The sequence below is a fragment of the uncultured Sphingomonas sp. genome (assembly GCF_913777625.1).
In the GTDB taxonomy this organism is placed as follows: Bacteria; Pseudomonadota; Alphaproteobacteria; order Sphingomonadales; family Sphingomonadaceae; genus Sphingomonas.
The window spans coordinates 39,033-59,313 of the sequence record NZ_CAJYTI010000002.1; the positions used below are offsets into that span (position 1 = coordinate 39,033).

General features: G+C 68.0%; 14 protein-coding genes and 1 pseudogene. 5 read left to right on the top strand and 10 right to left on the bottom strand.

Annotation, left to right across the window (positions count from 1 at the left end):
• Positions 1–1,222: 1,222 nt before the first annotated feature.
• From QZ814_RS01200 to QZ814_RS01235, 8 genes and pseudogenes are all read right to left on the bottom strand, one after another.
• Positions 1,223–2,167 (bottom strand): formylglycine-generating enzyme family protein, encoded by a 945-nt coding sequence (locus QZ814_RS01200; RefSeq protein WP_294329214.1) that lies wholly within the window; start codon positions 2,165–2,167, stop codon positions 1,223–1,225.
• Positions 2,164–3,819 carry an arylsulfatase gene (locus tag QZ814_RS01205; protein WP_294329216.1) on the bottom strand — a complete coding sequence of 552 codons (1,656 nt, stop codon included), beginning with the start codon at positions 3,817–3,819 and terminating at the stop codon, positions 2,164–2,166. Before QZ814_RS01205 ends, QZ814_RS01200 begins: the two co-directional genes overlap by 4 nt.
• A gap of 63 nt (positions 3,820–3,882) precedes the next feature.
• Entirely contained in the window at positions 3,883–4,836 is a 954-nt protein-coding gene (locus QZ814_RS01210) for a TauD/TfdA family dioxygenase (RefSeq protein ID WP_294329217.1), read from the bottom strand.
• A gap of 18 nt (positions 4,837–4,854) precedes the next feature.
• Positions 4,855–6,252, bottom strand: coding sequence for an MFS transporter (locus QZ814_RS01215; RefSeq protein ID WP_294329218.1), 1,398 nt, complete (start codon positions 6,250–6,252; stop codon positions 4,855–4,857).
• 4 nt (positions 6,253–6,256) lie between these two features.
• Positions 6,257–8,677, bottom strand: coding sequence for a TonB-dependent receptor (locus QZ814_RS01220; RefSeq protein WP_294329219.1), 2,421 nt, complete (start codon positions 8,675–8,677; stop codon positions 6,257–6,259).
• A gap of 278 nt (positions 8,678–8,955) precedes the next feature.
• Positions 8,956–9,867 (bottom strand): annotated as a pseudogene (cysK, locus tag QZ814_RS01225) (cysteine synthase A); the annotation flags it as partial.
• Positions 9,868–9,926: 59 nt separating this feature from the next.
• Positions 9,927–10,370: an Rrf2 family transcriptional regulator gene (locus QZ814_RS01230; RefSeq protein ID WP_294329221.1), complete on the bottom strand. Its 444-nt coding sequence runs from the start codon at positions 10,368–10,370 to the stop codon at positions 9,927–9,929.
• A gap of 143 nt (positions 10,371–10,513) precedes the next feature.
• Positions 10,514–11,521 carry an aldo/keto reductase gene (locus tag QZ814_RS01235; RefSeq protein ID WP_294329267.1) on the bottom strand — a complete coding sequence of 336 codons (1,008 nt, stop codon included), beginning with the start codon at positions 11,519–11,521 and terminating at the stop codon, positions 10,514–10,516.
• A 243-nt stretch (positions 11,522–11,764) separates the two neighbouring features.
• Here QZ814_RS01235 and QZ814_RS01240 point away from each other — a divergent pair, with 243 nt between their 5' ends.
• Genes QZ814_RS01240 through QZ814_RS01250 form a run of 3 tightly spaced genes read left to right on the top strand, consistent with a single transcriptional unit; the run spans position 11,765 to position 13,613 of the window.
• Positions 11,765–12,682, top strand: coding sequence for an alpha/beta hydrolase (locus tag QZ814_RS01240; protein ID WP_294329222.1), 918 nt, complete (start codon positions 11,765–11,767; stop codon positions 12,680–12,682).
• 8 nt (positions 12,683–12,690) lie between these two features.
• The gene (locus tag QZ814_RS01245; RefSeq protein ID WP_294329223.1) at positions 12,691–13,134 is read left to right on the top strand and encodes a cupin domain-containing protein; all 444 of its coding nucleotides are present in this window, start codon (positions 12,691–12,693) and stop codon (positions 13,132–13,134) included.
• A gap of 38 nt (positions 13,135–13,172) precedes the next feature.
• Entirely contained in the window at positions 13,173–13,613 is a 441-nt protein-coding gene (locus tag QZ814_RS01250; protein WP_294329224.1) for an isochorismatase family protein, read from the top strand.
• A gap of 9 nt (positions 13,614–13,622) precedes the next feature.
• On the opposite strand, the gene QZ814_RS01255 is transcribed toward QZ814_RS01250, so the two are convergent.
• Complete coding sequence (locus QZ814_RS01255) at positions 13,623–14,264, bottom strand: response regulator transcription factor (protein ID WP_294329225.1); 642 nt, start codon at positions 14,262–14,264, stop codon at positions 13,623–13,625.
• Complete coding sequence (locus QZ814_RS01260) at positions 14,261–17,230, bottom strand: sensor histidine kinase (protein ID WP_294329226.1); 2,970 nt, start codon at positions 17,228–17,230, stop codon at positions 14,261–14,263. The genes QZ814_RS01255 and QZ814_RS01260 overlap by 4 nt, the downstream gene beginning before the upstream one ends.
• 430 nt (positions 17,231–17,660) lie before the next feature.
• On the opposite strand from QZ814_RS01260, the gene QZ814_RS01265 reads away from it, so the two are divergent.
• Together QZ814_RS01265 and QZ814_RS01270 are read left to right on the top strand one after the other, a co-directional pair.
• A complete protein-coding gene (locus QZ814_RS01265; protein WP_294329227.1) occupies positions 17,661–18,767 on the top strand; it encodes a helix-turn-helix domain-containing protein in 1,107 nt (368 codons plus the stop codon).
• Between the two features lie 59 nt (positions 18,768–18,826).
• Positions 18,827–20,281: a S41 family peptidase gene (locus QZ814_RS01270; protein ID WP_294329228.1), complete on the top strand. Its 1,455-nt coding sequence runs from the start codon at positions 18,827–18,829 to the stop codon at positions 20,279–20,281.

Genomic DNA, 20,281 nt, shown 5'->3' on the forward strand with positions numbered 1-20,281 from the left:
TGAGCAATGGATCGCGCTCTAAGAGCTGTGCCGCAGAGGCGGGCGCGCCGCCTATGTCGCCATGGCGCGGCTCGCCGAGATAATGCCCGACCCCGATCAGCTCGGCCTTGTTGGGGCGGCTTATCGAGCGCTTGCCCTTCGACGCACCCGTGCCGCTTCGGGGGGTACCGGGAGGCGCTGCTGCGCGCCATCGAGGATCCCGGAAGTGACGACGGTGCGCGAGAAGCCGGGTTCCTTGGTTCGATGTGCTTAATAGACGAGTATGGTGCGCCCGCCCGGACGGCGCGAGGCGCTCAGAACCTGCGAGTGTCTGTGCCAGATTGCATATCGGCAGCATCGAGAGCTCGTGCAGCGCTGCTAGGTCGCCAAGTTGCCCTCAAATGCGGCTAGGGTGCGGCGCTGGCGGATTTTCTCATCCGCAGCAACACTCGTCTATTAAGCACATTCAGGAGGTGACTCGTCTATCGAGCACCTTTTCTCGAGAATGCTCGCATTCCACGCTCCAACGCTCTCCACTCGGGGCAGCATTCAGTTATGGGGTGATCTGAGTCTGTCGGCGCGAGCATCCCCGATCCGGCTGCCTCGGGTGCGGTGGCCGCCGACCAACGAGCGGGGGAGGGGTATCGGTGCGACCCAGCGTGCCTGAACGCTCTGCGCTGGCCTTGCAATAAAAGGTTCAGGCTGATGCCAAGATCGGCGTCATCTAACCAGACAGACCAACCAGCATGCCATGGCTGATCAGGGCGCCTCATGAAGGTGAGCCCACCGAGTTAGCGCTCGGTGGGCTCAGAAGTGATTTATTTGACACACACTTTGAAGCCAGACGAGCTTAGCACTTCGTTCTGCACCCTGGAATAGAGATGTTTAGCGCCACGAGAATTAGACGGTATCAGATCCGGCATCGATCTAGCTCGACGGCCTGCTCGGCCGTGACGAATGGATTTCATACGTTTGGTCACGGCCTTCCGGGATCGGGCTACGGCAGCCTCCCCTTCGACGTCCAAGGGATAGCCAAACTGCTCAAATCCCAGAATGGTATTTTTCATGGCACTGCGTGGCATAAAGCTGTCCAATAAACTGAAAAATAAACGTAATTTCCTCTCATTGATGTTCGAGTGGGAATGATCCCACGTTCGGCACAAGCCGGCGACGCGGCGTCGGTCCGCTTGCAGGGCGCTGAATTCCGCTAAACGTATGAGGTGCTCGTCATAGGGTGGAGGTTTTACCGGCGTACGGTCCGAAATCCCAGATGCGAGGCGGCTAGGCTCTCCTCCTGCGCATGGCGGGCGGCGGGGCGGTAGCGGGCGCAATAGTTGCTGGCGCAGAGGTAGGAGCCGCCCTTGATCACCCGCGCTTTCGCCTCGGGCTGGCGCGGATCGAAGCTCGGATTGGCGGGCGCGCCGTCGCCGACCGCGAAGGGCGCGTGGCCGGGCAGGTACCAGCTCTCGGTCCATTCCCAGACATTGCCGATCAGGTCATAGGCACCGGCGCCGTTCGGCTTGAAGCAGCCGGCAGGCGCGCGGCCGGCATAGCCGTCGCGCCTGGCATTGACGTTCGGAAAGCTGCCCTGCCAGGTGTTGGCCCGATCCGGGTTCGGCTCGGTGTCGGGATCGGCGAGCCCCACCCGCGCCGCCGCCTCGAACTGCTCCTCGCTCGGCAGCGCGCGACCGACCCAGCGCGCATAGGTCTGGGCGTCGGCGAAGGTCACGTCCACCACCGGCTCCTCCTCGTGCCCCAAGATCGTGCTTCCGGGCCCCTCGGGCTGCCGCCAGTTCGCGCCCTCCACGAAGCGCCACCAGCGGCGCGGATCGGGTTCGTCGATCGCGGTCTTGGGCGGCACGAAGACGAAGGCGCCGCCGCCGGGCTTCTCCGCCTCGGTGCGATAGCCGGTGGCGGTCACGAAGGCGGCGAACTGGCGGTTGGTCACTTCGTGCGCGTCGATGTCGAAGGCAGGCACCTGGGTTTCGGTGGGCGGACCTTCCTCGGGATAATAGCGGCTGCTGCCCATCACGAAGCGGCTGGCGGGGATGCGCACCGGCCGGTCGAGATGGCTGCCCGCGCATACCCGCGGCGGGCTGGCGGGCGTCGGTGCCGCGGCCGGGCGGGTCGCCCAGAGCAGCGGCAGCCCGACCAGCGGCGCGACGGCGAGGAGCGCGACCGGCTTCACGGGAAGGTCGCCGGGGTGGACTGCATCACCACCTTCGCGCCCTTGGCATAGGCGTCCCATGCCGCGACCAGCGTCTTCAGCCGGGCGGGCTGGTCGGCGGCACGGTCGCGGGTCTCGCCGGGGTCCTCGGCGAGGTTGTAGAGCTTCCAGCCATCGCCGAGATCGACGATCTTCCAGTCGCCCTGGCGGATCGCGCGGCGGCCGAACAATTCGGTGCCGACGATCTCCTTCGACCCGTGCACCGCTTTCGACTGCCCGCGCAGATAGGGGAGCCAGCTGCTCCCGCGCACCGGCTGCACCGTGCGGCCGCCATAGCTGCTGCCCTGCCAGCTGCCGCCGGCCGCCTCGACCAGCGTCGGGACCACGTCCATCACCGTGCCATAGGCATGGCTGATCCCGCCCTGCCGCTTCCAGCCGGGAAAGGAAAGGAACGCGGCGACGCGCGTGCCGCCCTCGCTGGTGAAGCCCTTGTAGAGGAAGGACGGCGTGGTCGCCGCTTGCGCCCAGCCCGGGCCATAGGCGGTGTAGGAGCTCGCCGCGCCCAGATTGTCGAGCCGGTTGTCCGCCGCCTTCAGTCGCGCCGCCATGGTCGGCAGCTTGGTGGTGGCGAGGTCGATGCCTTCCGCGCCATTGTCGGCGAGGAACAGGATGATGGTATTGTCATATTGGCCAGTCGCCTTGAGGTGGGCGATCACCTTGCCGACATTCTGGTCGAGCCGATCGACCATCGCCGCATAGACTTCCATCAGCCGTGCCTGCTCGCGCTTCTCGGCGGCCGAGAGATGCGCCCAGTCGCGCCCGTCGGGGAGCACGAAGGGGTGCGGCTTCACGCCCGCCGGCACCAGCCCCAGCGTCTGCTGGCGCTTGAGCCGCTCGGCTTGGAGCACCTCGAACCCGGCATCGTAGCGGCCGCGATATTTGGTGATATCCTCCGCCGGCGCTTGGAGGGGCCAGTGCGGCGCGGTGAAGGTGAGATAGGCGAAGAAGGGCTTGGCCGGGTCCGTCTTGCCGAGGAAGCCGATCAGCTTGGCGGCATAGGCGTCGGACGAATAGAAGTCCTTGGGCAGGCTCGGCAGCGTGACGCCGTTTTCGCGGTACGTAGCCTGGCCGGGCAGGGGCGTCGCGGTCGCGTCGACGCCGAAATGGTTTGCGCCGCCCTGGAGCAGGGTGAAGGCCTGGTCGAAACCGTGCTTGGTCGGATCGTCCTGCGGGCGCATGCCGAGATGCCATTTGCCCGACATCGCCGTCGCATAGCCGAGGTCGCGCAGACGCTCGGCGAGCGTCACCACGTCATCTGGCAGATAGCCCTGATAGCCCGGCTTGCCGATCTGGTTGGGTGCTATCAGCTCGGCCATGTTGCCGAGGCCCGCGAGATGGTTGTCGGTGCCCGAGAGCAGCATCGAGCGCGTCGGCGAGCAGGTGGGCGCGGCGTGGAAGCCGGTGAGCCGCAGGCCATGCTGCGCCAGCGCGTCGAGATTGGGCGTGTGGATCTCGCCGCCGAACGCGCCGAGGTCCGAATAGCCGAGATCGTCGGCAACGATGATCAGGATGTTGGGCCGCTTGGGCGGCGCAGCGGGGCGGGGCTGGTCCTTCGCCACCACGGCGGGCGAGGGGAGCAGCAGCAGGAGCAGGGCGGCGAGGCGAAGGCGCATCGGCTGGCGGTTCCGAAAAAAATGCCGCGCCCCTGGATGGGAGCGCGGCAGTGGGGTGGGAAATCAGGCGGCGGCTTCGACCGCGGCGACCGGCTCGGGCTTGAGCACCCGGCTGGGCGCACCGTCGACGCCGCGCGGCACATCGCCGGCGATGGTCGCGCGGCGCAGCGTGCGGCGCTGATGGCCGAAATCGGCGATGGCGCGGTGCTGGGTGGCGCGATTGTCCCAGATCGCCACGTCGCCGGGGCTCCAGCGCCAGCGCACCGTATTCTCGGGCTTGGTCGCATGGTCCTGGAGGATACCGAACAGCCGGGCGAAATCCTCGCGGCTGAAGCCGACAAAGCTCTTCACGAAGCTGCCGAGCAGCAGCAGCTTCTCGCCGGTCACCGGATGGACGCGCACCACCGGATGCTCGGTCTCGTACGCCGTGGAGGCGAACACTTCACGGTGGCGGCGGACCTGCTCGCTGGTCGCCTCGGGGCGTTGCTGGGCATAGTCGAAGGCGTTGGTGTGGACAGCGCGAAGCTGCTCCACCAGTGCCTTGAGCGGTTCGGGCAGCGTCGCATAGGCCGTCACCGCATTGGCCCAGAGCGTGTCGCCGCCCGCCGGCGGAATGGTGATCGCGCGCAGGATCGAGGCGGCCGGGTAAGCTGGCAGGAAGGTGATGTCGGTATGCCAGGCCGAGGCGGCCTCGCCTTCCTTGCTGTCGAGCTCGAGCAGGAAGCGCGAGCCCGCTGCCACCGGCACGGTCGGGTGCGCGAGCGGATCGCCGAGGCGTTCGGCAAAGGCTTCCTGCGCCGCATCGTCGAGATGCGTCTGGTTGCGGAAGAAGATCACCTTGTGGCGGTAGAGCGCCGCGCGGATCGCCTCGACGGTGGCATTGTCGACCTCGCCGCCCAGCCGCACGCCGCGGATCTCCGCGCCGATCCGGCCGGCCACGGGGTGGACGTCGAGCACGCTGTCGGCATCAGCAGCGTTGGGGGCGGCGTTGGGGAAGTCATGCGTCTGGATCGTCATGTGCATTCTCCTTCAGGGTCACAGGGGAAGTTGGCCGGCGGCGCGCGCATCGAGCGCGCGACGGATCGAGGCATGGCGCTGCGCGTCGAGCGGGAAGCGCCAGAGGAGGGCGGCGGAGAGGCTGTGGGCGAGCGCCGGGCCCAGCGCGAAGACGAGCTTCAGCGTCTCCAGCGCCTCGGGCGAGTTGGCGCCCTTGGGGCTGAACCCCATCCAGGCGATGAAGGGCAGGGCGACGCCGATGCCGATCGCCGGGCCTGCCTTGGTGGCGAGGCTGAACACCGAGAAGAACAGGCCGGTGCGGTTGTGGCCGGTCTCCAACTCGTGATGATCGGCGACGTCGGCGACCATGGCGCGGAGCATGAGGTTGCCCGAGCCTTGCGCCAGCCCTTGCGCGATGGTGAGCGCCAGCAGCAGCCCGATCCCGCCCGGCACCACGAAGAGCAGGCCGAGATTGATCGCGACCTGGACCAGCTCGCCCAGGATCGCGGTCTCGCGCTTGCCGAGGCGGCGGCCGATCTGCAGCCAGAGGGGGGCGGCGAAGATGCCGAAGACGAACTGGAACAGGTAGAGCCCGCTCGCCCAGCCGGCCGCGCCCATATAGTTGACCGCGAAGAAGGTGATCAGCCCGGCGCGGATCGACTGGCCGGCGGTGACGGCCACGTCCGAGGCGAGCACGCGGACCAGCAGCCGGTCGCGCAGGATCAGGCTGGCGGTGCGGAGAAAGCCTTCGGGTTTGGGTTCATAGGCCGGGCGCGGCGGCTCGCGAAAGGCGGTGAGGCTCAGCAGCAGCGCGGGCGCCAGGGTGAGCAGGATGAAGCCGCCGACGACATGGAGCTTGAGCGCGATGTCGGCGGGGCGGAACTGTTCGAGCAGCGTCGGCAGAATCAGCACCAGCAGCAGGCCCGAGGCTTGCGCGGTCTGCTGGAAGGTCACCGATCGGGTGCGGCCGTGGTAGGCGCCCGACAATTCCCCGGCCCAGGCGGAGAAGGGCACCTCGATCATCGTCCAGCCGGCGTAGAAGAGGAACAGCGCCGCCGCGAGGTAGAGCGGCGCCACGGTCGCGGGCGGGAAGAACAGCAGCGCCGAACCCAGCCCGAAGAGCAGCCCGCCCGCCGCGATCCACGGCCTGCGCCGGCCGAAGCGGCTGCGCGTGCGGTCGCTCAGCACCCCGACGATCGGGTCGGCGGCGACGTCCCAGAAGCGGCCGAGGAAGAAGATCAGCCCGATCGTCGCCAGCGAGAGCCCGTAATGGCTGGCATAGAGCTGCGGCACGAACAGGATCAGCGGCAGCCCCGCCCCCGCGATGGGAACCGCCAGCGAGGCGAAGCCGATCAGCCGCCGGGCCGGCGGCTCGTCGGCGCGGATCTGCGGGGAGGCGATGCGGAACCGGGTGTCGTGGGCAGGGATCGTCGCCATGGGCTCACCATTTCGTCCGGAGGGTGGCGCCCAGCGTGCGCGGGTCTCCGAGGATCGCCGTGACGAGCCCGGTGTTCGCGACGCTGAGCGTCTGGAAATAGTTCTTGTCGAAGAGGTTGCGGGCCCACACCGAGAGGTCGAGCCGGCCCTTGTCGAGCCGCACGCCGATGCGCGCGTTGACCAGGTCATAGCTCGGCACGAGGCCGTAGCGGCTGTTGCTGGCGACGGTGTAATAGTTGGAGCGCCACGACCAGTCGGCATGGCCGTAGAGCGTGATCCGGTCGGTCAGCGCGTGGCTCGCGTCGGTGCCGAGCGAGGCCGACCATTTGGGCACGCCCGCCAGCCGCTGCCCGCTCATGTTCTGAAGCGGTGACCCGCCGGGCTGTGCGGTGGTGGGGTTGAGCGCCTCGACCGGCGTCGGGCCGTTGGGATAGTTGCGATAGGTCGCATCGGTATAGGCCAGCGCCCCGGTGAAGCCGAGCGCGGCAATCGGCTGCCACGCCAGATCCGCCTCGAACCCGCGCGAGCGCACCTTGGGGATATTGGCGATGTAATTGATGTAGCTGTTGGTACCGATCACCTGCTGGACGATCGTGGTCTGGTAGTTGGTCACATCTGCCCAGAAGCCGGCGAGGTTGGCGGTGAGGGTGCGGTGGAACAGCTGGGATTTCAGGCCGATCTCATAATTGTCCGTCTGCTCGGGATCTACCAAGGCGCTGACCCCGGCGGGGATGGTGGTCAGGTTCAGCCCCTGCGACTTGGTGCCGCGTGACGTGGTCGCGTAGAGCAGCACGTCGTCGACCGGCTTCCAGCTGAGCGTCGCCAGCCACGACCAGCTATCGTCCTTGGCGTCCACGCGGTAATTGGCGGGCGGGGCGAGGCCGTTGCGGATCGCCTGCGCGCGGCTTGCCTGTGCGGGCGTCAGGCCGGCCAGCGACTTCCCGTCGGTCTGTGCCGAGACATAGCTCCCCCATTTGTCCTCATGGGTGAAGCGCAGACCCGTGGTGAGGCTGAGCCGCGGGTCGATATGCCAGGTGGTCTGGGCAAAGGCGGCGAGGCTGCGGGTGTGCGGATCGGAGCGCGAGCGCGAGGTGAAACCGTTCACCGCGGCGTCCGAAACCGCCGGCGCGTCCGTGGGGTACAGCCAGTTCGGCGCATCGGCGCCGTAGATCGCGGAGCCGACGCCGCGCACCACCTGCCAGAAATAATAGCCGCCGATCAGCCAGTCGATGCGATGCTCGCCGTTCGAGGCGATGCGGACTTCCTGGCTGAACTGGCGCTGGAAATTCTGCTGGTTGCTCTGGAGGTTGACCGAAAGCCGGGTGACGTCGGAGTCGTTCGACGGATACCAGTTCCAGTGTCGCCCGGCGGTGATCGAGGTGATCGTGGCGCCGCCCAGGTCATAGTCGATCTCGCCGGAGAGCCCCCAGGTGTCCATGATCGCGTAGAAGGGCGAGTTGGCGTCGGTCCTGCGCGCGAACGGATCGAAGGGGAGCGGCGTGTAGCCGGCGCGGGCGGCGCGCTGCAGCCAGTTGTTCGCGATCGTCGCACCGTTGGTGTAGCTGGTGAACACCGAGACCGGCAGGTTGATGCAGCATTGCTGGCGCTGGTTGGAATAGTCGCCGATCAGCCGGATCGACAGGCCGCTCAGCGGCGTGACGAGCAGCTGTCCGCGGGCCGTGAAGTCATCGTAGTTATGGACGTCGCGGCCCGTCGTGACGTTGTGGAGGAAGCCGTCGCGGTGCGTCTCGGCCAGGCTGATCCGCGCGGCAGCGATGCCGTCGATCAGCGGCCCGCTCAGCGATCCGCGCAACTGGCGGTAGCCGTAGTTGCCGAAGCTCGCTTCGCCCTGCGCTTCGGTCGTGAAGCTCGGCAGGCGCGAACTGATGTTGATCGCACCCGCCGTGGTGTTCTTCCCGAACAACGTGCCCTGCGGCCCGCGCAGCACCTCGACGCGCTCCAGGTCGACCAGGTCGAACTGGCTCTGGCCCGGCCGGCCATAATAGACGCCGTCGATGTAGAGGCCGACGCCGTTCTCGATCCCGTCATTGGTCAGCGCGACGTTGGAGCCGAGGCCGCGGATGTTGATGTTGGTGTTGCGCGGGTTGAAGCTGAACACCTGCAACGCGGGCACGAGCTGCTGGATCTGGTCGAGCCGATAGTCGCCGCGCGCCGCCAGCGTCTCGCCGCTGATCGCGCTGAGCGCGATCGGCACGTCCTGGGCGCGTTCCTTGCGGCGGCGAGCGGTCACGAGGATGTCGTCGCCCGCGGGCGCGGCATCGGTGCCGTCAGGTGCATCGTCTGCCCGCGCAGCCACCGGTTCGAGGGCGGCGAGCTGGACGGTCTGGGCCTGGGCGGCACCGGCGCAGAGCGCAACGAGGCTGGCGCCGGCGAGCCATGCCGGCAAGGATGAAGGAAACGACAATGGTATCTCCTTGGCAGGTCGAGGGCGATCGATCGCCAGCGGCAGCACGACGCGTCCGGCGCGGGGGCGCCCGACACGTCATGCGTCACGATGGGGATCGTCGGCCTTGTAGGACCACGGATGGGGGTTAGCGGCCCCGGCGTTTCGGCTGGATCATGTCGCCTCCCTTGTGGTGGTGCCTTATCTCTATCTATAAGGTAGAGATTTAGAACCTAGTTTGACTTGGGCTCGGCGAAGTGCAGCTTGGGCATCGTGCAAAGCCCGGCTGTATCGGGGCGGTCGGCAACGAAGCCGGGTACGGAGAGATAGCGCTCGCCGGTGTCATAGGCGAAGCCGAGCACCCGCAGCCCGCCGAGTTCCGGAAGCTTCGCCGCGATCGCCGCCAGCGTCGCGCCCGAGCTGGGCCCGACGAGCAGGCCCTCGCGCCGCGCCGCCGCCTGGGCGAACCGCAGCGCCGCTTCAGCGTCGACCTGGAGCACGCCGTCCAGCATGTCCGCATGCAGGTTGCCGGGTACGAAGCCAGCGCCGATCCCCTGGATCGGGTGCGGCCCTGCGCGGCCGCCCGAGAGCACCGGCGAGGTGGCCGGCTCGACCGCGAACACCAGCAGGCCCGGCCACTCCATCTTCAGCGTCTCGGCGAGCGCAGTGATATGTCCACCGGTGCCGACGCCGGTGATGATCGCGTCGATCGGCTCGTTGCGGAAATCGGCGAGGATCTCGATCGCGGTCGTGCGGGCATGCGCGTCGATATTGGCGGGGTTGTCGAACTGGCGCGGCATCCAGGCACCGGGCACCGACGCGGCGAGTTGCTCGGCGCGGGCAATGGCGCCGCCCATGCCCTGCCCGCGCGGGGTGAGCTCGCACGCAGCACCATAGGCCTGCATCAGCCGGCGGCGCTCGACCGACATGCTTTCGGGCATCACCAGGATCAGCCGGTAGCCCTTCACCGCCGCCACCATCGCCAGGCCGACGCCGGTGTTGCCGCTGGTCGGTTCGACGATCGTGCCGCCGGGAGGGAGCGCGCCGCTGCGCTCGGCCGCTTCCACCATCGCCAGCGCGATCCGGTCCTTGAGCGATCCGCCGGGATTGCCGCGTTCGGACTTGATCCACACCTCGGCGTGCGGAAACAGCCGCGATAGTCGGATGTGCGGCGTGTTGCCGATCGTGCCCAGGATGCTCGCTGCCCGCATGTGGCTCTACCCCATTCTTTGCGGCGAGCGTAATTCCTACTGGACGAATGGGCAATAAATCACGGCTTGGCCTGGGCCAATGCCAGATTGGCGGTCGGGAAGGGGTCGGCGAGTGTCACCTCATCCAGGATCCGTGCGGTTGCGTCGCGGACCTCGAGCATGAGCCGGCGTAGTCGGCAATCGGCTTCGGGCACGCAATTCTCGCACTGCTCGTGCGAATCGCGGCTGGCGCAGGGCACCAGCGCGATCGACCCGCGCATCAGCCGGATGATGTCGCCGATCCGTACCTTGTCGGGCGCCGGGACGAGGACGTAGCCACCGTCCCGCCCGCGCTGCGAGCGCACCAGGCCTTCACGACCCAGCTCGGAAAGGATGACGGTGAGGAACTTCGCCGGGATGTTTTGCGACGCCACGATCTCTGCCAGGGGCACCACGCCCTGCCCGTATCGGTCGGCGAGGTGCTGCAGCGCACGGATCGCGTAGCGGCTCTTCTGCGAAAGCATCGGGCCGCTATGCGCGGGCTGGGCCCGGTTTTCAACGCGAAGACTGGGCCGACCCAAGTGCCTCGTCTCATGGCTTGCTCATCATCGTTGGCGCTCGCGGGGCAAGGTGCGGGCGAGTTTTCCGCGATGTCGCGCGGACGGAGTCAACCCGGGAGCGGCGCAGCCGGGTCCACCAGTCCTGCCGCACGCAGGTCCCGCCAGAACGCGGTCGGGATATCCGCGTCAAACGCGGCGCTGTCTTCGGCGATCCGCTCCGGCCGGCTCGCCCCGGGGATCACCGCAGCGACGGCAGGATTGGCGAGCGAGAATTGCAGGCCGGCCGCCTTCATGGAAACGCCGTGTCGATCGGCAATGGCCTTGATCGCCGCGATCTTCGCGAGGATTTCCGGCGAGGCGGGCGCATATTCGAAGTTCGCTCCGCCGACGAGCGCACCCGAACTATAGGGGCCGCCGACGACCACGCCGAGCGCGCGCGCCTCGACCTTGGGCATCAGCCGCTGCAGCGCGCGCCCATGATCGAGCAGCGAGTAGCGGCCGGCGAGCAGGAAGGCATTGGGTTGCGGCGCGTCGAGGTCCAGCAGGATCTCGATGGGCTCGACCTTGTTGACGCCCAGGCCCCAAGCCTGGATCACGCCCTCGCTGCGGAGGCGGTCCAGCGCGCGAAAGGCGCCGGTGCGCGCTTCCTCGAACCGGGCGATCCACTGGTCGCCCCAGAAGTCCTGGGCGAGGTCGTGGACGAAGACGATCTCGACATGACTGGTCTGCAGCCGGGTGAGGCTGTCCTCGATCGACTTCAGCGTGGCGTCATAGCCATAGTCGTTGACCATCTTGTTGGGGCGGCCATGCGCGAACACCGTGCCCTTCTCGCCATGATCGCGCAGGTGGACGTCCTCGACCTCGTCGAGCACGACGCGGCCCACCTTGGTGCTCAGCACATAGTCCTCGCGCGGCTTGCCTTTCAGCGCCTCGCCCATGCGGAGCTCGGCCAGGCCCGCACCATAGAAGGGGGCATTGTCGAAATAGCGGATGCCCGCGTCCCAGGCAGCGATGACGGTCTCCAGCGCCTGTGCCTCGGGAATGGCGCGGAACATGTTGCCGAGCGGGGCCGCGCCGAAGCCGAGCTTGCCCTTCAGGATGGTATCGAGTGCCATGTCGGTGTCCTTCCAGTTGCGGAGGCGGCGGTTGCGCATGCGCCCGTCGACGATCTGCACGCTGCCGACGGTACCGGTGTGCATCCGAGACACGATGCACAATGGCATGCGATAGGCGAGGCGCCGGTCTGCAGCGAATACCCGAGCGGGTAGGTTCCAGCGCCCGCCTTGGCATTGAGCGCGGCGGCGGTGGCGCGCACCTTCCACGGCGAAATCAAAGCGATCTGGAGGCGCGTCGTTCCGATGTTGAAATCCGTTTTCCTGGCTGCGGCGTGCAGCATCGCCGCGCCTGCACTGGCGCAGGTCCCGCCGTACCCGAGCAGCTTCCGCACGCAGGAGATCGCCACCAACGGGACGACGCTCCACGTTCGCATCGGCGGGCATGGTCCGGCCGTGCTGCTGCTCCATGGCTATGGCGAGAGCGGCGACATGTGGGCGCCGCTCGCCGCCGCGCTGGAGGCGGATCACACCGTGATCGTGCCGGACCTGCGCGGCATGGGGCTCTCCGCGCATCCGGCCGACGGTTTCGACAAGCGCAACCAGGGCCGCGACATGCAGGGCGTGCTGGCGACGCTGAAGGTGCAGACGTTCGACATTGTCGCGCACGACATCGGCAACATGGTCGGCTTTGCGCTCGCGACGCAGGTGCCCGATCGGGTCCGCCACCTCGTGATGATCGACGCGCCGGTGCCGGGCGTCGGCCCGTGGGACGAGATCCTCAAGAACCCGCTGCTCTGGCATTTCCGCTTCGGCGGGCCGGACATGGAGCGCCTCGTTGCCGGACGCGAGCGGATCTATCTCGACCGCTTCTGGAACGAGTTTTCCGCGAACCCCGCGCGGTTCGATGAAGCGTCGCGCCAGCATTACGCCACGCTCTACGCGCGTCCTGGCGGCATGCATTCGGGCTTCGCGCAGTTCGCCGCGTTCGATCAGGATGCGGCCGACAATCGCGCCTGGCTCGCTGCCGGCAACAAGCTGAAGATGCCCGTGCTGGCGCTTGGCGGCGCCAAGTCCTTCGGCCTGACGATGGCCGTGGTGATTCGCGCAGCCGCCACCGACGTGAAGGAGGGCGTCGTCCCCGATTCCGGCCACTGGATCATGGAGGAAAACCCCGCCAGCACGATCGCACTGGTCAAGCCGTTTCTGGAGACAGCCCGATGAGCCGATAGTTGCTCGCCGCGGCGCTGTTCGCCGCCGGCATCGCTCCGCTGGTGCGCGCCCAGCAGACCCGGGTGACGCCGGCCGAGATCGCCGCGCTGCCGAAGGAGGCTGCGGGGCCGGGCACCTCGGGCCTCGCGGGTATTCGCACTACCGTGCTCGCCGGGGACCCCGGCAAGGAAGGGCCGTACACGATCGAGCTACGCGTGCCTCCGCACACCAGCATCCAGGCGCATGCCCACCGCGATGCGCGGACTGCCATCGTCGTCAGCGGCATCTGGTATTTCGGCTATGGCAGCAAGGCCGATCCGGCGCTGGTCAAGCGCCTTCCGCCCGGCAGCTTCTACAGCGAGCCCGCGGCCGATCCGCATTTCGCGCTGACCCGTGACGCGCCGGCGGTGGTCTACATCACCGGCTGGGGCCCTACCGACACGGTGTACGTCGCCAAGCCCTGAATGACCCGCCCGCTTCTCTCGAAAGGAAGGAAGCCGCCATGACGTCGCCCGCGCAAAGCCGCGATCCGGAAGCGGACGATCTGCTCACGCCGACGAACGCGGCGTTGCTGATCATCGATTTGCAGCCGGTACGGGTCGCCTCGATCGTGTCGATGGAGCGGCGCGAGCTCGTCGCCAATGTCGCCGCGGTCAAGGCGACGGGGCGACGCAAGCTGATCATGGTGGCGCTGTGGACCGAGGTCTGCCTGGCGTTCCCGGCGCTCGACGCGCTGCGCGAGGGGGTCGACGTCTATCCGGTCGTCGACGCGGTCGGCGGCACCTCGCTGGTCGCGCACGCGGCGGGGCTCGCCCGCATCCAGCAGGCCGGCGGGCGGCCGATCAGCTGGATCCAGCTGGTTTGCGAATTCCAGCGCGACTGGAATCGCTGGGAGACGGTGGAAGGCTTCAGCGACATCGTCTTCGCGTCGATCCACCCCTGAGCGACCGGCTCAGCGCCCGATATAGCCGCGTCGCACCGCGACCATCGCGGCATGGGTGCGATCATGGACGTCGAGCTTCTCGAAGATCGTCTTCACGCCTGCCTTGATCGTGTCGACCGACAGCCGCAGCGAGCGTGCGATCTCCTTGTTCGACTGGCCTTCGCCGATCAGCTGCAGAATGGCGATCTCACGCTCGACCAGCGGCTCGTCGAGCGCATGCTCGGCCAGGGCAAGGGCAATGTCTGGGGAGACGATGCGTCGCCCGGCATGGACCGCCCGAATCGCGTCCGCCAGTTCGGCACGCACGCAATTCTTGAGCAGATAGCCCGAGGCACCCGCCCGCATTGCGCGGACCGCGCCGGCGTCGCCCGCATAGGTGGTGAGGACGAGGATCCGCGCCTTGGGAGACCGGGCGCGGATCGCACGGATCGCCTCGACCCCGTCCATGCCTTCCATCCGCACGTCCATCAGCGTCACGTCGGGTGCCAGTTCGGCGAATTTGGCGAAGGCTTCGCTGCCGTTGCTCGCTTCGCCGACCGCCTCCATGTCGTCGCAACCCAACAGCAGGCCGGCGATACCGTCGCGCAGCATCGGGTGATCGTCGACGATCAGCACGCGGATCGGCCTCGTCACGGTAGCAGAAGCCGTCATCGCACCCTCCTGATGCGTGCCCACCAACTGCGTCGGTCCGGGAGATACGCGACCCGCCCGGGGACCGTCAGCACCAGCTCGGTACCATGATCCGCGAGCGGCCGAAGCGCAAGCGTTCCCCGCAGCGTGCGGGCGCGTTCGCGCATGCCGCGCAACCCGAAATGGTCGGCTTTCCCCGCTTCGGCGATCGACGGATCGATGCCGACGCCGTCGTCGGCGATCCGCAGGCACAGCCGTACGCCGTAGTGGATTTCGATCTCGACACGCGTCGCACCGGCATGGCGACGGATGTTGGCGAGCGCTTCCCCGGCGATCCGGACAAGTTCGTCGATTGCCAGCGGCTCGAGCCGGCGAGGCGGCCCGTGTTCCGAAAGCGCGATCTGCACGCCGGGCTCGAACCACTGTCGCGCGGCGAGGTCCCGAAGCAACGGTTCCAACCGATCCTGCTGGCGCGACCGCAGATCCTGCACCCGGTCGCGGCCTTCCGCGATCACCTGATCGGCGACGTCCAGCGCGTTGCGCAGAGTCCGACGCGCGGGTTGCTGGTCGGGCAGTTCGTTGATCACGCGCTGGAACCGCATGGTCACCGCCTGAATACCCTGGAGCAACGTGTCGTGCAATTCGCGCGCGATCCGCTCGCGCTCCTCGAACCGCTCGGTCATGCGCAGCCGAATGCGCGCGGCGACAACCCGCAGCCGCAGTGCATAGCCGGCCCACAGGACTCCGAGCAGCCCGACGGCACAGAGCAGCTTGAACGCGCTGCTCTGCCAGAAGGTCGGGCGGATCTCGAAGGCCAGTGCGGCACCGGTTGGATTCCAGACGCCGTCGGCGTTGGCGGCGACCACGCGGAAGCGATATTTGCCGGGGGCAAGATTGGTATAGCTCGCCAGACGCCGCGCGCCTGCGTCCACCCAGTCCGCGTCGATGCCGTCCAGTCGATAGCGGAAGCGCATGCGTTGCGGCACGATGAAGCTCAGGCCGGCATAGCTGATGTCGACCGCGTGCGTGCCAGCGGGCAGCGCCAGACGGGAGGGATCGCGCCAGCGCGCGCCGCCGCTGCTCAGCGATCGGATCGCCACGGGCGGAGCGAGAGGGTTCGGTGAGAGCGTCGCAGGCTCGAAATAGGCGGCGCCTTCCCGGTTGAGGAACCAGACCCGCCCATCGCCTCCTTCGACGATCTGCAGCCCCTTGAAACCGGCGTGCTGGGCGGCACTCGTCAACCCGTCGCGTATGTCGTACCCCCGGTACGGCAAGGGCGCGCGCCGGTCGCTGAAGGCACGTTCGAGATCGGCGGTCGCCACACGATAAATGGCGGTTCGCGCTACCAGCCAGGTTTCGCCGCGTCCGGTCTGCACCAGCCCGCGAAGCCAGATCAGCCATGGGAACCGCGTCTCCTCGATCCGCGCGACCCTTCCGTCGCGCCAGCGGGTGAGCCCATGATCGTCGCTGGCGAACAAGGCGTCGCCGCTCGCCGTGACCATCGTCATCGTCGCGGATTTTCCCGCCTGGGTCAGCTGATTGCCGTGAAGCACGGCGATCATCGGCCGGATGTGGAGCACGATGTCGCCTGACCGCGTGGCGCTCAGCTCCCAGGGCCGCAGCGCGCCCAGTGCGCCAGTGGCGACGTGCCAACCCGTCTGGTCGCGCCAGTGCAGCGGCTTCCCGATGAGGCTGACCCATAATCGACCCTGGCGATCCTCCGCGCAATTGATCGGAACGGCGGCGCCCGAATAGGGTGGCATCGTCTCGGTATGGCCGGGGTGCACGCGCATTGTCCGCATGGCCTGCAGGATCCACACGCCGCCCTGTCGCGCGGCGCACATCGCCACGCTGGCGCTTCCGGTCACCGCCACCTGGCGCGGCTTGTCGCCGGGGGCGATGCGGAAGAGCCGCTCGCCGGACTGGATGTAGACGCTTCCGTCGATTGCGCGGGCGATCGCCAGGCCGTTGACCGGGTCCGGGGGGATCGCCGTGGCCTGCGTCGCGCTTGCGCGGCGGAACTGATCGAGCCCGGTCTCCGTCGCGATCCAGATGCTGCCTTCGCGATCGACCAGCGCGGCATGGGTGATGTCCGACGTCAGCCCGTCGTGGACGGTGAATGGATAGACGTCCGGTTCGCGGGCGCCACGATCCCCGCGCTGGTGTGGCGTGTAGGAGATGCCGGACGATCCGCTCGTCCTCCACAGCCCGCCGTCCCGATCGAAGGTGAACGGCGCGGTACGGATGGCCGACGGGACCGGGACCACCATGGGATTTGCTGGTCGCTTCCCGCGCGCGTCTGCGAGCATCCAGGTGCCCTGTTGATCCGAAAGCCAGACAGCGCCTTCGCGATCCACCGCTAGTCGGGGGAGCGGCCCGACGCGGTCCGGCAGCAGCTGGAATCGGTCTGCGCCCCGCGGCAGGCGGGCAACCGCGCCGGCATGCCCATCGGGGTGCGTCACCGCGATCCAGACCGAACCATCCTTCGTCGCGACAAGACCCATGACAGCGCCGGGAGGCTGGCCGAACCTTGCCTGCGGTGCATCCCAGCGGCCATGGCGGAGGCGTCTGAGCTGGCCGTCGACCCGGTTCGAGGCAAACCACAAGGTGCCGTCGGCCGCTTCCACCATCGCGCCGATCGCGACCGGGGGCGCGGGCATCGCCATGTTCACCAGACGCCCGTTGTGGTACACCGCTACCCCGGCATTGCCGTTCAGCCCGATCCACAGCTCGCCGTTGCTCCGGACCATCAGCCCCATCGGATCGAGCCGCGCTTTCGCTTCCTGTTCCGGCCATCGAAGTTGCTCGAAGGTCATCCCGTCGAAGCGGTAGAGTCCGTCTCCGGTCAGCCACAGATACCCATCTGGCGTTTGCGCGATCTTGTAGGCACCGATCGGTGCGCCTTCGTCGGCCCCCCAGCGGACGTGCTTGAACGCGGCGAACCCTTCTGGCGGAACCTGCGCTGGCGCCGGCCCGCTCGCCAGCATCGTTGCACATACAAAGGATATCGTTTGCCAAAGTCGGGTACGGGGTGCGCGTTGTCGTCGACGCAGGTATGGGCTGTCCCAGCCTGCCATGCGTTAGCCCCCCGAGCCCATCGCACCGCCGCCTCAACGTCCGAATTGTAGCGCTACCGGAACTATCAGCTTCGGCCCCTGTTCGCCAGTCTTTCTCGTTGGATAGGATGGCGATCTTAGACGCTGGAAGCGGGCCCGTGGCACCCACCTCGTCGCGTCGCTCGGTGCCCGAGAAGGTCCGCCGCCATAGGGCCTTCGCGCCTTCGGCCGCAGCATGCGGCGTGGCAAGACGCCGTCCTAGGCCACCGTGCGGTATCCGGCGTGCATCATCTGCGCGACCTGCGGATGGCCGCTATTGTCTCCCTACCATTTGGGGCTAGCATCCCCCGATGGATCGACGATGTTCGACGGGCTGAGCTTTGGATGGCGGACGGCGATCCTTGCCGTCGCTGCGGCGCAGTTGCTGGCGATCGCCATCGGCCTCACCCGCGTGCTCGCCAATCGGGTGGCGAACCGAACGCTGTCCACGCTGCTGATCGTTCTGACCGGCATCCTGTTGCCCTGGCTGATCGGGTTCGCCGGCTTCTACGATCGTTGGCGCTGGCTGACCTTTGCGCCCTTCCAGATCACGCTCGCCGCGGGCCCGTTGATCTGGCTCTACGCCAACGCCCTGGTGACCGGCCGCTGGCCGGAAAAGGGCTGGCGCCATCTGGCACCTGCGGCCGTGCAGGCCGCGTTCCTCACCGCGAGCTTCCTGCTGCCGCTGCCGGTCAAGCAGCGCTGGTCCGATATCGTCCACCAGCCCTATTCCATCGTCGCCGATCTCGCGACGATTGCCGGCCTGGCGTGGTACGGAATTGCCGGGCTGCGCCTGCTCCGCCGCTATCGCGCGCTGCTTGCCGGGCAGCGCAGCGATGACACCCGCTTTGCCGCCCGCTGGCTGAGCCGGGCGATCGGCGCGACATTGGTGCTGTTGCCGGTGTGGACGGGCTATGCCCTGTGGGATGCGATCGCGCCGATCGGCTATGTCGGCCTGATGGGTCTCTATGTCGCGATCGCGGCCTTCGGCCTCTACCTCGCCATCGAGGGGTGGCGCCACGCAGCCCTCCCGTTTCCGCATCTGGACGATCTCGCGATCGCCGAGCCCGCGCCGCCACCCCGGGACTGGGGGCGGCTGGGCGAACTATGGGCGGCGAAGGTGGCTGCCGAGCGCTGGCATTGCGATCCCGACTTGTCGCTGGGCGTGCTGGCGCGGCGCCTGGGCACCAACACCAATCATCTGTCGCGCGCGGTGAACGAGGGGCTGGGGGTCAATTTCTCGAGCTTCATCGGCCGGATGCGCGCGGAGACGGTCGCGGCGGCACTGCGCGACGGCAGCAGCGCCGATCTGCTCGATCTGGCGTTGGAGGCGGGGTTCAGCTCCAAGGCAAGCTTCAACCGCGCCTTTCTCGCAACCTTCGGGCAGACGCCTTCCGCCTATCGCCGACACGTCGCAAAAGACGAATAAGTGCGCGGGCATGCGGTTTTGAGGCGCCTGCGCCGACGAAACCGGCACAAGCTTGCCCCATGATCGACCGCCGCCAGATGCTCGCCGGCCTCAGCGCCACCGCTGCTCTGCCATTCGCCGCCCGCGCGGCAGAGGCGCCGACGGTTGCCGACCTCCGACAGGATGTCGCGATCCTGCGCGACGCCCTGGCGCTGCATCCGGGGCTCTACCGGTACAACACCCCGTCGCAGGGCGCGGCGCGCCTTGCGCGATTCGAAGCGGCGTTCGTCGCCGCGCCGCACCTCGAAGGACGATATCTGCTGCTCTCGCGGTTCCTCGCGACGATCCGCTGCGGGCACAGCTATTGCAATTTCTATAACCAGAAGAAGGCAGTGGCGGCCGCGCTGTTCGACCGCGGCACCCGATTGCCGTTCCATTTCCGCTGGCGAGGCGGCGCGATGATCGTGACCGATCACGGCGGCCCAGAGCTGCCGCGCGGATCGGAGGTGCTGGCGATCCAGGGCGTGGCCCCACGCGACATGCTCGCGCGGCTGCTGCCCTATGCCCGTGCCGATGGGCATAACGATGCCAAGCGCGTCTCGCTGCTGGAAGTGCGCGGCGACGACAGCATCGAGTATTTCGACGTGTTCCACGGGCTGGAATATGGCGCTCCGCCGGGCGGCGTGCACCGCATCGTCGCGCGTCGTCCCGATGGCAGGCGCGTCGCCGTCGCGTGTCCGGCGATCGGCCTCGCGCAACGCCGGGCGCAGACGGCCGCGCGTGACTATCGCGGCGGCGCGCCGGTGTGGGGCTGGACCATGCGTCCCGACGGTATCGCCCTGCTGACCATGCCGGGGTGGGCGCTGTACGACAGCAAATGGGATTGGCGGGGCTGGTTGGATGCACGCCTCGACAGCCTGGCCGGCGCGAAGGGGCTGGTCGTCGATCTGCGCGCCAACGAGGGCGGCGAGGATTGCGGAGATCCGATCCTCGCACGGCTGATTCGCACGCCCATCGTGCTGCCGACGGCGGAACGACGCGTTCGCTTCCGGCGCACCCCGGCGGCGCTGGACCGTTATCTCGATACCTGGGACGACAGCTTCCGCACCCTGGGCGTGGGCGCGCGGCCGGTAGGGAACGGCTACTACGCGCTGCAGGGCGAGCGCGACGCTGCCGTGATCCACCCCGCGAGCCCCCCGCTCGACTTGCCGGTCGCTGCGCTGGTCGGGCCGGTCAACAGCTCGGCGACCTTCCAGTTTGCCGAGAACGCGCGGCGGAGCGGCCGGGTGCGGCTGTTCGGCGCGCGCACCGGCGGCAACCGGCGGGGTATCAATGGCGGCTGCTTCTTCTTCGTGCGCCTGCCGGGCAGCGGTATCGAGTTCGACCTGCCGCTGATCGGCTATTTCCGGCGCGAGCTACAGCCGGATGCCGGGCTGGTCCCCGATACCACGGTAACGGCGTCGATCGCGGACATCGCGGCCGGCCGCGATCCGGTCCTCGATCGCGCGATCCGGTGGCTGCACCAGCGCGACTGA

Coding starts and splice junctions, on each gene's coding strand:
- QZ814_RS01205 (WP_294329216.1), bottom strand. CDS start 3,819: ATGCGCCTTCGCCTCGCCGCCCTGCTCCTGCTGCTGCTCCCCTCGCCC.
- QZ814_RS01255 (WP_294329225.1), bottom strand. CDS start 14,264: ATGACGGCTTCTGCTACCGTGACGAGGCCGATCCGCGTGCTGATCGTC.
- QZ814_RS01260 (WP_294329226.1), bottom strand. CDS start 17,230: ATGCTGGCGAGCGGGCCGGCGCCAGCGCAGGTTCCGCCAGAAGGGTTC.
- QZ814_RS01235 (WP_294329267.1), bottom strand. CDS start 11,521: ATGGCACTCGATACCATCCTGAAGGGCAAGCTCGGCTTCGGCGCGGCC.
- QZ814_RS01270 (WP_294329228.1), top strand. CDS start 18,827: ATGATCGACCGCCGCCAGATGCTCGCCGGCCTCAGCGCCACCGCTGCT.
- QZ814_RS01230 (WP_294329221.1), bottom strand. CDS start 10,370: ATGCTTTCGCAGAAGAGCCGCTACGCGATCCGTGCGCTGCAGCACCTC.
- QZ814_RS01210 (WP_294329217.1), bottom strand. CDS start 4,836: ATGACGATCCAGACGCATGACTTCCCCAACGCCGCCCCCAACGCTGCT.
- QZ814_RS01215 (WP_294329218.1), bottom strand. CDS start 6,252: ATGGCGACGATCCCTGCCCACGACACCCGGTTCCGCATCGCCTCCCCG.
- QZ814_RS01265 (WP_294329227.1), top strand. CDS start 17,661: ATGTTCGACGGGCTGAGCTTTGGATGGCGGACGGCGATCCTTGCCGTC.
- QZ814_RS01250 (WP_294329224.1), top strand. CDS start 13,173: ATGACGTCGCCCGCGCAAAGCCGCGATCCGGAAGCGGACGATCTGCTC.
- QZ814_RS01240 (WP_294329222.1), top strand. CDS start 11,765: ATGTTGAAATCCGTTTTCCTGGCTGCGGCGTGCAGCATCGCCGCGCCT.